We start from the raw sequence: 13,517 nt of genomic DNA on the forward strand, positions 1-13,517 counted from the left end.
GCGCGAATCAGCGCGTTTGCGGCAAACCGAACAGGAGATCGACATGCAGGTGCAACCGTATCTTGATTTTGGCGGACGATTCGACGAAGCCGTGGCGTTCTACGGCAAGGTGATGGGCGCCAAGGTGACCTTCCTGATGCGCTACAAGGAAGCGCCTCCGGGCGGCGAGCCGGTTTCGCCCGCCTGGGCGGACAAGGTAATGCACGCCAACATCCAGATTGGCGATTCGCAAATCATGGCCTCCGACGGACGCGAAGGTCACACGCCGGCATTTTCGGGTTTCATGATGTCCGTGGGATATGTGCCGAATGCGGAAGGCGAGCGCATCTTCAACGCGCTGGCCGAGGGCGGCCAGGTCGTAATGCCGTATGGCAAGACGTTCTGGGCCGAGGGCTTCGGCATGGTGGTCGACAAGTTCAAGATGACATGGATGGTGAATTGCGAGCATTGAGCCGTTAATCGGCGATGCGTGGCCCGCTGCCGGCGCGTGCGGCAGCGGGCAGGCCATTCAGGCAGTTGCGGCACCGCGCCGATGCGCCCAGCGATACAGCACCGGCAGCACCAGCAGCGTCAGCGCCGTCGACGACAGAATTCCGCCGATCACCACCGTCGCCAGCGGCCGCTGCACTTCGGCGCCCGTGCCCGTGGCGATCGCCATCGGCACGAATCCCAGCGACGCCACTAGTGCCGTCATCAATACCGGACGCAGACGTGTCAGCGCACCCTGGAATATCGCGTGGTCGAGCGCTTGACCTTCATCGCGCAGGCCGCGGATGAACGACAGCATCACCAGCCCGTTCAGCACAGCGACGCCGGATAGCGCGATGAATCCCACCGCGGCCGAGATCGACAACGGGATGCCGCGCAGCCACAGTGCCAGCACCCCGCCGGTCAGCGCAAACGGGATGCCGGTAAAGACCAGCAAGCCGTCGCGCACGTTGCCGAACATGGCGAACAGCAGAACGAACACCATGAGCAAGGCCACCGGCACCACAATGGCCAGGCGTTGCGTAGCCGACTGCAGCTGCTCGAAGGTGCCGCCCCACGCGATCCAGTATCCGCTTGGGATCGCGACGCGCGCCTCGATCGCGGCCATCGCCTCGGGAACGAACGTGCCCACATCGCGCCCGCGCACGTTGGCGCTGATGACGATGCGGCGCTTGCCGTTCTCGCGCGAGATCTGGTTGGGTCCCGGCGCGATATTCAGCGTGGCGATTTCACCGAGCGGAATGTAGCTCGTGGCGCCGGACGATCCACCGCCCGCTGCGCTCCTCTCGACGCCGCCGGAGGTGGGCGGCAGCGGAATGGGCAGCCGTTGCAGCGCGTCCACATCGGCGCGAACATCTTCCGGCAGGCGCACGCCAATGTTGAAGCGGCGATCGCCCTGGTAGAACACACCGGCATCACGGCCGCCAATCGCGATGGCCACGGTGTCCTGCACATCGACCATGTTGAGCCCATAGCGCGCGGCGCGCGACCGATCCACTTCGACCGTCAGTAAGGGCAGCCCGGTGGTCTGTTCCACCTTGACCTCCGCGGCGCCCGGCACCGATTGCAGCGCCTGGGCAATCTTCTGCGCAGTGGCGTCGAGCACCGCGTTGTCGTCGCCGAACAGCTTGACCGCGACATCGCTGCGCACGCCGGAAATCAGCTCGTTGAAGCGCAGCTGAATCGGCTGCGAAAACTCGTAGCGGTTGCCGGGAATGGTATCGAGTTCGGCCTGCATCGCGTCGCGCAGCGATTCGCGCGTGCGCGACGGATCGGGCCATTGCTCCCGCGGCTTCAGCATGATGTAGGCGTCGGACGCGTTCGGCGGCATCGGGTCCGATGCGATTTCCGCAGTGCCGGTCCGCGCGAAGACGCGTTCGATTTCGGCGAATTTTTCCTTCAGCCGCACTTCGATCTGCTGCTGCATGGCCACCGATTGCGTCAGGCTGGTGCCGGGGATGCGCAACGCCTGCACCGAGAAATCGCCCTCGTTCAGGTTGGGAATAAACTCGCTGCCCAGCCGCGTGGACAGCAGACCGCTGAGTAGAATCGCCACGGCCGCCGCGGTGAACACCACCGGCGTGTTGTCCAGCGCGCGGCGCAGCAGCGGCGCATAGGCGCGGCGCGCCCAGCCCATCACGCGGTTTTCCTTTTCGTCGACGCGGTTGCCGATGAACAACGCCACAGCTGCGGGAACGAAGGTGATCGACAGCAGCAGCGCTCCGATCAAGGCCACCACGACGGTCATGGCCATCGGGTGGAACATTTTTCCTTCGACGCCTGTCAGCGCGAAAATCGGCACATAGACCACCATGATGATCAACTGGCCAAAAATCAGCGGACGCCTGGCTTCGCGCGCGGCGGCAAACACTTCGGCCAGCCGTTCCTCGCGCGTCAGCGGGCGGCCCAACGATTCGCGCGCATGGGCCAGCCGGCGTACGCAGTTTTCCACGATGACCACCGCGCCATCTACGATGATGCCGAAATCGAGCGCACCCAGGCTCATCAGGTTGGCGCTGATGCGGTAGGTGACCATGCCCGAGAACGTGAACAGCATCGACAACGGGATCACCATCGCCGTAATCAGCGCAGCGCGCAGATTTCCCAGAAACAGGAACAACACCACGATCACCAGCACCGCGCCTTCCAGCAGGTTTTTCTTGACCGTGGCAATCGCCTTGTCGACAAGATCGGTCCGGTCATAGACGGTCACCACCTTGACCCCCTGCGGCAGCGACTTGTTGATCGCCGCCATGCGCGTATCGACCGCGCGCGACACGGTGCGGCTGTTCTCGCCAATCAGCATGAACACGGTGCCCAGCACCACTTCGCGGCCGTTGTCGGTGGCCGCGCCGGTGCGTAGTTCGCGGCCCAGGCTCACCTCGGCAAGATCGCGGATGCGGATCGGCTGCCCTTGCGCGGTGCCGACGATTACGTTGCGGATATCGTCCATCGACGCTACCTGGCCCGGCGCGCGCACCAGGTACTGCTCGCCGCGTCGCTCGATATAGCCCGCGCCAACATTGCTGTTGTTGCGTTCGAGCGCCTGCACCACGTTCTGCAGCGACAGCCCATACGACGCCATCTTCTCCATGCTGGGCGCGATCAGGTATTCCTTGGCGAAGCCGCCAATCGAGTTGATCTCGGTAACGCCCGGCACGGTGCGCAGCTGCGGCTTGATGATCCAGTCCTGGATCTCGCGCAGGTCGGTGGCCGTGTAGGGCGAACCATCGGGCTTGCGCGCATCCGGTTCGGTCTCGACGGTCCACAGATAGATCTCGCCAAGCCCGGTCGAGATCGGGCCCATCTGCGGCGATACGCCGGCGGGCAAATGCCGGCCGGCCTCCTGCATGCGCTGATTGACCAACTGGCGCGCGAAATAGATGTCCGTGCCGTCCTTGAAGATCACGGTGATCTGCGACAGCCCATAACGCGACAGCGAGCGTGTCTGTTCCAGTCCGGGCAGGCCTGACATCGCGGTTTCGAGCGGATAGGTCACGCGCTGTTCGGCTTCGAGAGGCGAATAGCCTGGCGCCGCGGTGTTGATCTGCACCTGCACATTGGTGATGTCTGGCACCGCGTCGATCGGCAGGCGGCTGTAGTTGTACAGGCCCAGCGCGGCCATCGCGAGCATCGCCAGCATGACCAGCCAGCGTTGCGCGATCGAGAATTGAAGAATGCGTTCGAACATGGTGGGCTCCGATCAGTGCGCGTGTTCGGCGCTGGCCTTGCCTTGTTCGGCCTTCAGCACAAAGCTGTTGCCGGTCACGTAGCGCGCGCCCGGCGCCAGCCCGTCGACGATCTCGACACGCTTGCCGTCGCTGCGTCCGGTCTTGACGCTGCGCGCCGCGAAGCCGCCGGGCACTTCGACGAAGACCTGCTGGCGCTCGCCGTCGCTCTGCAAGGCTTCGCTGTCGATCACGACCGCGGCATCGGTTTCGCCCGTTGCCACGCTGACCGTGACGAACAAGCCCGGGCGCCACGCCATGTCCGGGTTGGCCAGCGTGACGCGCGCCGTGGCGGTGCGCGTCTGCTGGCCCAGCAGCGCGCCCACGTACGAGATGCGTCCGTCGGCGCTGCCGTCGAAGGCGGCCGACGACACGCGCACCGCTTCGCCAAGCCTCACATGCCCGAGATCCTTCGGCGCGATCACGAATTCGGCCCAGACGGTATTCAGATCGGAGATGGTGAAGACCGCGGTTTCTGCGGCCACCGCCTCGCCGAGCGCCAGGTGCTTTTCCACGACGATGCCATCGAACGGGGCGCGCAATTCGAACCGGTTGATCGCACGCGACGTCTCTGTGGCGCCAATCGCGGTCAACTTCTGGCGCGCGTTCTGCGTCGCGATCTCTGCTTCCTGCAGCGCTGTGCGCGCCGCCAGGAAATCCTGCTCGGCCGAGACCTTGTCTTCCCACAGTTTCTTTTCGCGCGCGTAGGTGGTGCGCGCCAGATCGAGCCGGCGCTGCGCGGCCATCAGTTCGCTGCGTTGGTCCGATAGCTGGGTGCTGGCAAACACCGCCAGCAGATCGCCTTTCCTGACGCGCTGGCCAAGATTGGCTGCCACCGATTCGGCAACCCCGGCCACGCGGGGCACTACGTGCGCGGTGCGGTCTTCGTTGAAATTGATTTCACCGGGGAATTCCACGGTGCTGCGGATCTTCCCCGGCGCGGCGACGGCCATTTCCAGACGCGCGTTGCGGATCTGCTCCGGGGTCAGCGCGATCAGGCCCGCGGGTTCGTTATCGGCGTGGCTGGCCTGCGCGCCCGAGGCCGCAGGCTGCGCGGATTTCGCGTTCGCCTCGCGCGGTCCGTGGTCGGTATGTTCATCGCCGCGTCCGGTAAGCAGCAGTGCCAATGCGGCAATAAGTCCGGTAAGCACGATGGTGGCAATCGCCACGCCTTGTTTGCGAGTCAATGTCATGACGGTATTCCTTGCGGTGCCGCATCAGCGGCCAAGAATGCGATCGATCGTGGTGGCTGCCTGCCAACTGCTGGCAATCACGCCGAGATAGCGAATGCGGGCCTGAAACAGCGTGCGCTGCGCATCGAGGACTTCGAGATAGTTGAACTTGCCGGCCTCGAAGCCTTGCGTCGCCGCTTGCAGCGCGCGCTGCGCAGCGGGTAGCACCGTGTCGCGCAAGGTTTGCGCCGAGGCGCGCGACAGGGCGAGCTGGCTGGACGCCTGCTGGAGATCGTGTTCGAGCCGTAAGCGCACGGCGCGCAATTCATCGGCGGCTTTGTCCGCCTGCCGGATCGCCGTGTAGAGATTGCCCTGGTTGCGATCGAACAGCGGCAACGGAATCGCCACGCCCAGGACCGGAAAGGTGCCGCGCTCGGGCGCGCCGTTGTCGCGCTTGGCGCCTACGCTGAGCGTGACGTCCGGATACTGCCGGCTGCGCTGCACGTTGATGTCGGCTTGACGGCGGTCCAGTTCACGTTCGCTGGTGAGCAGCAGCGGCGCGGCGTCTAGCGACTGGCGCAGCACGGCGGCGTCGGGGCGCGCCGGCAACGCATCGAGCTTGCCGTCAGCCGCGCTGAAGCGCGGCGATGGATTGCCCCATTGCGTCGAGAGCGACTGGCGCGCGGCAACCAGTGCCGCATCGGCTTCTGCCTGCTCCAGGCCGGCATTCGCCAGCTCCACCTGCGCCTTGGTTTCCTCGACCGGCGAAATCTTGCCGGCCGCCACGCGGCGCGCGGCTGCCTGCGCGCCGCGCGTGGCGATATCGACCGAACCGGCGGCCAGCCGGACACGCTCCTGCGCAATCAGCACATTGAAGAAAGCCGCAATCACCGCGGCGCGCAGGTCCGCCTGCGCGGCGCTGAGCTGGGCCTGCGCCACTTCGCGTGCGCGTTGGGCGGCGTCGATCCGCGCGGCGCGCTTGCCGCCCAGTTCGAGCGGCAGGTTCATTTGCGCGGTGGTGGCGCGCGTGGTCTGACGCGTGTCTTCCATCTGCACAGAGACTTCGGGATTGCGAATCACGCGCGCCTGTGCGATTCCGCCCTCGCTGGCATCGAGTTCCATCCGTGCGGCCGACAGCGTGGGGTTCTGCGCAGCCGCCAGTGCCAGCGCGGCGTCGAGCGTGATGAGCCCGGCCGGCTCGGCCTGCGGCGCAGCCGCGGCGCGAGAGATGGTCGCCAGCGATGGCGGGGCATCCTGGGCGTGGGCGGACGGACAGGTAATCGGGCTGAGCCATGCGGCCGCCAGCCCCAGCGGCAAGAGAAAGCTTCTCATCGAAATTCACCAGTTGATGCAGGAGAAAATCGGCGAGACAACAGCGCATCGAGCCCACGCGACGCGGCGATACCGTCAAGCGGTATTCGCTATCGATGAGCTGGGGACACGAACCGGATCTCGCCGGCTAGGCGAGACGGGGCCACTGAGGGCGGTCGGGAACCGGCGCCGGGATGGAGCCGAACGCGTGAGGATGCGCCTGGTAGCGCAGGGTGGTGAAGCGATAGTCCGCGGGCATCCGCACTTCGGCAAACACGCCGTGCGATCCGGGGAAATGACAGGCGGCGCAATCGGCGTCGGGCAGCTTCAGGGTCTTGCCGCCAGCGGCGTGATCGTCGCCGTGATGGACGTGGGAATGGTGCCCGAAGTGCCATGTGCGGACTGTGGTCTGCGCGACAGCGACCCCAGCGACTTCGTGTGCGGCTGCGGGCGCGACTTCGTGTGCGCAATACGCCGCGGCTCCCGCCCAGGCGAACTGGAGCGGCAGCAGGAATGCTAGGAAAACGAGCAGCAGGCGGCGCATGGGCAGCGATTATAGCCGCGGGGCACGAGACCAAACATTACGATCTCGTCATGCTAGCTGTTCGCCACATTGGTGCTTGACTCTGGAGCCGCTACAGGGTCTTCAATGGCAGCAATCACGCTGAATGGACTTTGCAATGGCTCGCTCCACCCCTGAAAACGTTGCGCCGCCGGCGTCGGGCGCGCACCGCCACCGCGATCGCGAATCGGCCGATTCGAAGGCGCATGACAGTTGCCACGATCACGAGCATGGCGCCGATTCGTGCAGCCATGGCGGAGCGCAGGCACGGGAGCGTGCGAGCGACCACGCCACTCCGGATGTGCATCAGCACGACCACGCACACGACCACGCACACGACCACGCACACGACCATGGCCAGGGCGCCAGCTGCTGTGGCGCCTCGTGCGGCATGCCGATGCAGGCGCGTCAGCCTGTGGCGGCGCCTGCGGGGTCGCGTTCAGCCGCGTACCGCATCGACGCGATGGATTGCCCCACCGAGGAAACGCTGATCCGCAACAAGCTCGGCGGCATGGCGGGCATCGCCGCGCTCGACTTCAACCTGATGCAGCGCGTGCTGACCGTGCACCACACGCTCGATTCGCTCGACCCGGTGGTCAAGGCGATTGCCTCGCTGGGCATGAAGGCTGAAGCGCTTGGCGAGGCCGGTGCCGATGCTGGCGTGACGGCAGAGCCGGCAAAGCCATGGTGGCCGCTGGCGCTGGCAGGCGGATTCGCAATCGGCGCGGAGCTTACCGAGTGGTTCCAACTGGTCACGCCGTACCTGCCCGCAGCGCTGGCGATCGCGGCAATCCTGGTGGCGGGCCTGGGCGTCTACCGCAAGGGCTGGATCGCGATCCGCAACGGCAACCTCAATATCAACGCGCTGATGAGCATTGCGGTGACCGGTGCGGTCTTGATCGGCCAGTGGCCAGAGGCTGCCATGGTGATGGTGCTGTTTGCGCTGGCCGAGCGTATCGAGGCGGCGTCGCTTGATCGCGCACGCAACGCAGTGCGCGGGCTGATGGCGATGGCGCCGGAACAGGCTACGGTCCAGCAGGCCAATGGCAATTGGCTGGCCGTGGATGCCCGCACGGTGCAGGTCGGTGCGATGGTGCGGCTTCGCCCGGGCGAGCGCGTGGCGCTCGATGGGCGTGTGCTGCGCGGGCAGTCAGCGCTGGACCAGGCGCCCATCACGGGTGAAAGCGTGCCCGTCGACAAGCGCGCTGGCGACATGCTGTTCGCCGGATCGATCAACCAGTCCGGGGAACTCGAATACACGGTGACCGCGCCGGCCAACGATTCCACGCTGTCGCGCATCATTCACGCAGTGGAGGCGGCCCAGGGCAGCCGCGCCCCGACACAGCGTTTTGTCGACCAGTTCGCACGCGTCTACACGCCTGTGGTCTTTGCCATCGCGCTCGGCGTAGCCGTGATTCCGCCATTGCTGATGGGACAAGCCTGGACGGCATGGATTTACAAGGCGCTGGTGTTGCTGGTGATCGCCTGCCCGTGCGCGCTTGTGATATCGACGCCGGTGACGATTGTCAGCGGCCTGGCGGCAGCCGCACGGCGCGGCATCCTGATCAAGGGCGGTGTCTATCTCGAGCAAGGCCGTCATCTGGCATGGCTGGCGCTGGACAAGACCGGCACGCTGACGCATGGCAAGCCGGTGCAGACCGATGCGGCGCTGCTGACCGACGACGTACCGCATGCACGCGCGATTGCTGCAAGTCTCGCGGCGCGCTCCGATCATCCGGTGTCGCGCGCGGTTGCGGTTGCCGCCGATGCCGATGGCATCGCGCGCCTGGACGTGCAGGACTTCGAGGCGGTGGCGGGGCAGGGCGTGCGCGGCACGATCGATGGCGTGGCGTACTGCCTCGGCAATCATCGCCTGATCCACGACCTTGGCGCGTGCTCGCCCGCACTGGAAGCGCGACTCGAAGCGATCGAGCGGCAGGGCAGGACCATCGTGATGCTGGCCGCGATGGCCGACCCCCGCACCGGCAAGCCGCGCGCGCTGGCGTTGTTCGGCGTGGCCGATACCGTGCGCGATACAAGCCGGCAGGCGATCGAGCAGCTTCATGCACTGGGCGTGAAGACGCTGATGCTGTCCGGCGACAATCCGCATACGGCGCAGGCCATCGGCACCGCGGTGGGCATCGATCAGGTGCGCGGCAACCAGATGCCGCAGGACAAGGCCGACACCATCGCCGCGCTGGCCGGGCAGGCGCACACCCATGGCGGCAAGGTGGGCATGGTTGGCGATGGCATCAACGATGCGCCGGCGCTGGCGCGTGCCGATATCGGCTTCGCGATGGGCGCCGCGGGCACCGATACAGCGATCGAGACGGCCGACGTGGCGCTGATGGACGATGACCTGCGCAAAATCCCCGCGTTCGTAAGGTTGTCGCGCCGCACCTCGGCGATCCTGAAACAGAACATCGCGCTGGCGCTCGGCATCAAGGTCGTGTTCCTGGTGTTGACCGTGATGGGCATGGGCACGATGTGGATGGCCGTGTTCGCCGATATGGGCGCAAGCCTGCTGGTGGTGTTCAACGGCTTGCGCCTCGCGCGCGACCGAAACTGAGCGTCGCGGGCCGCCCGGCCCGTGACCTCCCTGCGTGCCGCCGAGAGCATCGCGCGGCACGCGCGGATGACTCGTCATCCCGCCGCGGTTCTTCTCGCATTTCCTGATCTTCTTCGTTGTGTGGCCCGATTTCGCATCGACGCCGCGCCGATAAAAAATCCTTTTTCGTTGTTGTGTGTAGCGCCGTATCGATACGCACGCCATGACCTCATTCACGGCGCAACGCGGATCGTTCGAACGTGAGGCGTCTTCGTGTGTTGCCGCAAAGCGTACCAACAAAAATTCTTCTCTCTTGCAGATGCTCAATGGACTTTCGCGGCGGCGTGCATATGCTGAGTGCCAGCTTCATGAGCACGGGACGTCCGCATATTTCTAGCGCGACAGCGCGCATCGCGCACACCGCCTTCGATTGCTGCGTCGGCACTATCGGACCGGCCCCTGGCTCACGTTTCATCGACTGACCAAGGAGAAAAAGGTATGCAGTCAAAGATCATTTCGATTGCTGATGCCGCCGCGCATTTTCGCGACGGCATCAGCATTCTGTTCGGTGGATTTATGGGGGTCGGCACGCCGCCGCTGCTGATCGAGGCGTTGCTCGATTCGAATGCGCGGGACCTCGTGCTGATCGGCAACGACACTGCGTTTCCGGACGTGGGTGTGGGCCAGCTGATCAGCGCAAAGCGCGTGCGCAAGGTGGTGGCCAGCCATATCGGCACCAATGCCGAAACGGGCCGCCAGATGATGGTGGGCGAGATGGAGGTCGAACTCGTGCCCCAGGGCACGCTCGCGGAACGCATTCGCGCCGGCGGTGCGGGCCTGGGCGGCGTGCTGACTGCCACGGGCCTCGGCACGGTGGTGGAGGAGGGCAAGTCGCGCATCAACGTGCAGGGTAGGGACTTCCTGCTGGAGCTGCCGATTCGCGCCGATGTGGCATTGCTGCACGCTTCGCGCAGCGACCGCGCCGGCAATCTGCAGTACCGCCTGTCGAGCCGCAATTTCAATCCGGTCGTGGCGCTGGCCGGAGAGGTCGTGCTGGCGCAGGCCGACGAGATCGTCGAGATCGGCGAGCTCGATCCGGACACCATCATGACACCGGCTGCGCTGGTGGACGGCGTTGTGGAGGGCACACGGTCATGAATGCAAAAGAACTGATTGCGCGCCGCGTGGCACTGGAACTCCACGACGGCGATGTGGTGAACCTTGGCATCGGCCTGCCCACGCTGGTGGTCAACTATCTGCCCGCCGATGTCCGCATCACGCTGCAGTCCGAGAACGGTTTTCTTGGGCTCGGGCCGGTGACGGAGCCTGACCCGGCGCTGGTCAACGCCGGCGGTCAGCCGTGCGGCATGGTGCCCGGCGCGTCGACATTCGACAGCGCGTTTTCGTTTGCGCTGATCCGTGGCGGACATGTCGACGCCTGCGTGCTTGGGGGCCTGCAGGTAGCCGAGAACGGCGACCTGGCCAACTGGATGGTGCCCGGCAAGATGGTGCCCGGCATGGGCGGCGCGATGGACCTGGTGGCCGGCGCAAAGCGCGTCATCGTGGCAATGGAGCACAGCGCCAAGGATGGCAGTGCCAAGCTGGTGCGCGCCTGCACGCTGCCGCTGACGGCCCAGCGATGCGTTTCGGTGGTGGTGACGGAACTGGCGCTGTTCGAGTTCGTCGACGGCGTGCTGACGCTGCAGGAACTGGCGCCGGGGGTCGATCTGACTACGGTGAGGGAAAAGACCGAAGCCGTCTTCGCCATCTCGCCCGATCTGAAAACCATGCCGATCGACACGCACTGACCACAAGGGACCGTCATGATTGCTCGTATTTCCCGGGGGCTGACGTGGTTTGTCAGCCGATATTTGCCCGATCCACTGGTCTTTGCCATCCTGCTGACCGTCATCATTTTCATCGCCGGGATGTTCGCGATGGGCACGCCCGCCGGGCTGACGGTGCTGCAGGTCGAGACGGCACCCGCCTGGTCGGACCGCCTCGTCAAGATGGTGAACCTGTGGGGCAACGGCTTCTGGAATCTGCTGGCGTTCGGCATGCAGATGGCGCTGGTGGTGGTCACCGGTCATGCGCTGGCGTCGTCCGGTCCGGTGAAGTCAATGATGCGCAACGTCGCCTCGATGGCGAAGACGCCCGAGCAGGGCGTGATGCTGACCACTTTTGTCGGCAGCATTGCGTGCGTGCTCAACTGGGGCTTCGGGCTGGTGGTGGGCGCGATGTTCGCGCGCGAGGTGGCGCGCCGCGTGAAGGGGGCGGACTATCGGCTGCTGATTGCGTGCGCGTACATTGCCTTCCTGACATGGCACGGCGGGCTGTCGGGGTCGGTCCCGCTGCTGGCGGCGACACCTGGTAATCCGATGGAGAAGACGATTGGCCTGATTCCGGCCACGTCAATGCTGTTGAGCGGCTACAACCTGTTCATCACGATCGGGCTGATCGTTACGCTGCCGTTCCTGACGCGCATGATGGTGCCGAAGGCCGGCGACGTGGTGTCGGTGGATCCCGCGCTGCTGGCCGAAGAGCCCGATTTCCAGAAGAAGCTGCCGCCCGATGCGCCGATATCGGAAAAGCTCGAGGAAAGTCGCGTTCTGGCGTGGATGATCGGGGTGCTCGGCATCGCGTATCTCGCTTACGGGTTCGCCACGCAAGGGTTCAACATCACGATCAATACGGTGAACCTGCTGTTTCTGACGGCGGGCATCCTGCTGCATCGCACGCCGATGGCGTATATGCGGGCGATTGCCGCCGCCGCGCGCAGCACGGCCGGCATTCTGATCCAGTTCCCGTTCTATGCCGGCATCCAGCTGATGATGGACCATTCCGGCCTGGGTGGCCTGATCACGCAGTTCTTTATCGACATCTCCACGGCCGAAACCTTTCCGATCCTGACGTTTTTCTCGTCGGCCATCGTTAATTTTGCGGTGCCGTCGGGAGGCGGACACTGGGCGGTGCAGGGGCCGTTCGTGATGCCGGCCGCGCAGGCGCTGGGCGCCGATCTTGGCAAGGCGGCCATGGCGATTGCGTATGGCGAGGCGTGGATGAACATGGCGCAGCCTTTCTGGGCGCTGCCCGCGCTGGCGATTGCCGGGCTCGGCGTGCGCGACATCATGGGCTACTGCGTCACGGCGCTGCTGTTCTCCTGCGTGATCTTCGTGGTGGGGCTGGCCGTGTTCTAGGCCGCCTCACAGCGCGCAGCAAAGGGATGGCCCGATGCGGCGGTCAGGGCTGGATGATCAGCTCGCCGCTGCGTCCGGGGATCTCGCCCCAGGTGACGGGCAATTGCGGCAGGGCGGCGCGGTCGATGTGCCGGTAGTAGGTGGCCATCGACACCAGATCGTGACCCTGCGCGCGCCATCCGGCAAGCAAGCGCTTGAACACCGGCGCAAGCTTGCCGCCTTCCAGTTCCGTATGAAGCGTGAAGATGTGGTCGGCTTGGCCTTCAGTCAGCTTCAGCACGGCGTGGTGCACGTTGTCTTCGGTGAGATCGCCCACGCCAATCAATTCGTCGAGCGTCGGCAGCGTGGTAGGCATCTGCACATGGCGGCACGGCGCTCCAGCCACGGTGGGAATATACGGGCCGGTGCCGCGCCCGTCCGATGCGTAGGCCATGCCCCAGTCATCGATCTGCAGGAACGCCGCATCGTTCATCTGCCAGCCCGCCGCGCCATGCGTGCGTGGTGCGGTGCCAAAGATCTCGGTGAAGCGGTCGAACGACTGCTGCATCTGGCGGCGCGTCCACGCGGCGTCGCGCGCGCGGACGTTGTCCTGCCAATAGACGTGGTCCCAGGTGTGAATGCCGCATTCGTGTCCCGCCGCGGCAGCGGCGCGCATTTCGGACGCGCCCTTGCGGCCGATGTCGGGACCGGGCAGCAGCACGCCATACATCAGCGTGCGCAAACCGTAGTTCGACACCACCGACGTGCGCGACACCTTTTTCAGGAAGCCGGGCCGAAACACACGGCGCAGCGCCCAGCCGGTGTGATCCGGTCCCAGACTGAACAGGAACGTGGCTTCCGCCTGGACAGCGGACAACATCGACAACAACGCGGGTACGCCTTCGCGGGTGCCACGCAATGTGTCGACGTCGACTTTCAGGGCGATGCGGGCCATGCGCGCCTCAGTTGCCAGCGTCGACCAGCGTGCGGGCGTCCACCACCTTGTCGCGGTACGCTTCGAAGATCCGCCGC

General features: G+C 65.5%; 10 protein-coding genes. 5 read left to right on the top strand and 5 right to left on the bottom strand.

Annotation, left to right across the window (positions count from 1 at the left end):
* The first annotated feature begins 43 nt into the window (after positions 1–43).
* Positions 44–451 carry a VOC family protein gene (locus AC1RKI_RS28210; RefSeq protein ID WP_150981903.1) on the top strand — a complete coding sequence of 136 codons (408 nt, stop codon included), beginning with the start codon at positions 44–46 and terminating at the stop codon, positions 449–451.
* Between the two features lie 57 nt (positions 452–508).
* Here the strand turns inward: AC1RKI_RS28210 and AC1RKI_RS28215 are convergent, their stop codons facing one another.
* The 4 genes from AC1RKI_RS28215 to czcI all read right to left on the bottom strand — a co-directional run bounded on the left by AC1RKI_RS28215 (position 509) and on the right by czcI (position 6,743).
* The gene (locus AC1RKI_RS28215; RefSeq protein ID WP_492798125.1) at positions 509–3,679 is read right to left on the bottom strand and encodes a CusA/CzcA family heavy metal efflux RND transporter; all 3,171 of its coding nucleotides are present in this window, start codon (positions 3,677–3,679) and stop codon (positions 509–511) included.
* A 12-nt stretch (positions 3,680–3,691) separates the two neighbouring features.
* Entirely contained in the window at positions 3,692–4,909 is a 1,218-nt protein-coding gene (locus AC1RKI_RS28220; RefSeq protein ID WP_492798123.1) for an efflux RND transporter periplasmic adaptor subunit, read from the bottom strand.
* 24 nt (positions 4,910–4,933) lie between these two features.
* On the bottom strand, positions 4,934–6,220 hold the full coding sequence (locus tag AC1RKI_RS28225; protein ID WP_492798121.1) for a TolC family protein: 1,287 nt from the start codon (positions 6,218–6,220) through the stop codon (positions 4,934–4,936).
* 127 nt (positions 6,221–6,347) lie between these two features.
* Positions 6,348–6,743 (bottom strand): cation efflux protein, CzcI family, encoded by a 396-nt coding sequence (gene czcI / locus AC1RKI_RS28230; RefSeq protein WP_492798119.1) that lies wholly within the window; start codon positions 6,741–6,743, stop codon positions 6,348–6,350.
* Positions 6,744–6,879: 136 nt separating this feature from the next.
* Here czcI and AC1RKI_RS28235 point away from each other — a divergent pair, with 136 nt between their 5' ends.
* The 4 genes from AC1RKI_RS28235 (at position 6,880) to AC1RKI_RS28250 (ending at position 12,506) form a co-directional block, all read left to right on the top strand.
* Positions 6,880–9,330: a heavy metal translocating P-type ATPase gene (locus tag AC1RKI_RS28235; protein WP_492798117.1), complete on the top strand. Its 2,451-nt coding sequence runs from the start codon at positions 6,880–6,882 to the stop codon at positions 9,328–9,330.
* Between the two features lie 477 nt (positions 9,331–9,807).
* Complete coding sequence (gene atoD, locus AC1RKI_RS28240) at positions 9,808–10,467, top strand: acetate CoA-transferase subunit alpha (RefSeq protein WP_341249852.1); 660 nt, start codon at positions 9,808–9,810, stop codon at positions 10,465–10,467.
* The gene (locus tag AC1RKI_RS28245) at positions 10,464–11,117 is read left to right on the top strand and encodes a 3-oxoacid CoA-transferase subunit B (RefSeq protein WP_150981909.1); all 654 of its coding nucleotides are present in this window, start codon (positions 10,464–10,466) and stop codon (positions 11,115–11,117) included. The genes atoD and AC1RKI_RS28245 overlap by 4 nt, the downstream gene beginning before the upstream one ends.
* Before the next feature lie 15 nt (positions 11,118–11,132).
* Positions 11,133–12,506, top strand: a complete 1,374-nt coding sequence (locus AC1RKI_RS28250) for a TIGR00366 family protein (RefSeq protein WP_061955766.1) — start codon at positions 11,133–11,135, stop codon at positions 12,504–12,506.
* Positions 12,507–12,549: 43 nt separating this feature from the next.
* Here AC1RKI_RS28250 and AC1RKI_RS28255 read toward each other — a convergent pair whose 3' ends face one another.
* The gene (locus AC1RKI_RS28255) at positions 12,550–13,440 is read right to left on the bottom strand and encodes a polysaccharide deacetylase family protein (RefSeq protein ID WP_150981911.1); all 891 of its coding nucleotides are present in this window, start codon (positions 13,438–13,440) and stop codon (positions 12,550–12,552) included.
* Positions 13,441–13,517 lie beyond the last annotated feature (77 nt).

Source organism: Cupriavidus sp. GW822-FHT06G04, assembly GCF_058799075.1.

Coding starts and splice junctions, on each gene's coding strand:
- AC1RKI_RS28235 (WP_492798117.1), top strand. CDS start 6,880: ATGGCTCGCTCCACCCCTGAAAACGTTGCGCCGCCGGCGTCGGGCGCG.
- atoD (WP_341249852.1), top strand. CDS start 9,808: ATGCAGTCAAAGATCATTTCGATTGCTGATGCCGCCGCGCATTTTCGC.
- AC1RKI_RS28250 (WP_061955766.1), top strand. CDS start 11,133: ATGATTGCTCGTATTTCCCGGGGGCTGACGTGGTTTGTCAGCCGATAT.
- AC1RKI_RS28245 (WP_150981909.1), top strand. CDS start 10,464: ATGAATGCAAAAGAACTGATTGCGCGCCGCGTGGCACTGGAACTCCAC.
- czcI (WP_492798119.1), bottom strand. CDS start 6,743: ATGCGCCGCCTGCTGCTCGTTTTCCTAGCATTCCTGCTGCCGCTCCAG.
- AC1RKI_RS28225 (WP_492798121.1), bottom strand. CDS start 6,220: ATGAGAAGCTTTCTCTTGCCGCTGGGGCTGGCGGCCGCATGGCTCAGC.
- AC1RKI_RS28210 (WP_150981903.1), top strand. CDS start 44: ATGCAGGTGCAACCGTATCTTGATTTTGGCGGACGATTCGACGAAGCC.
- AC1RKI_RS28220 (WP_492798123.1), bottom strand. CDS start 4,909: ATGACATTGACTCGCAAACAAGGCGTGGCGATTGCCACCATCGTGCTT.
- AC1RKI_RS28215 (WP_492798125.1), bottom strand. CDS start 3,679: ATGTTCGAACGCATTCTTCAATTCTCGATCGCGCAACGCTGGCTGGTC.
- AC1RKI_RS28255 (WP_150981911.1), bottom strand. CDS start 13,440: ATGGCCCGCATCGCCCTGAAAGTCGACGTCGACACATTGCGTGGCACC.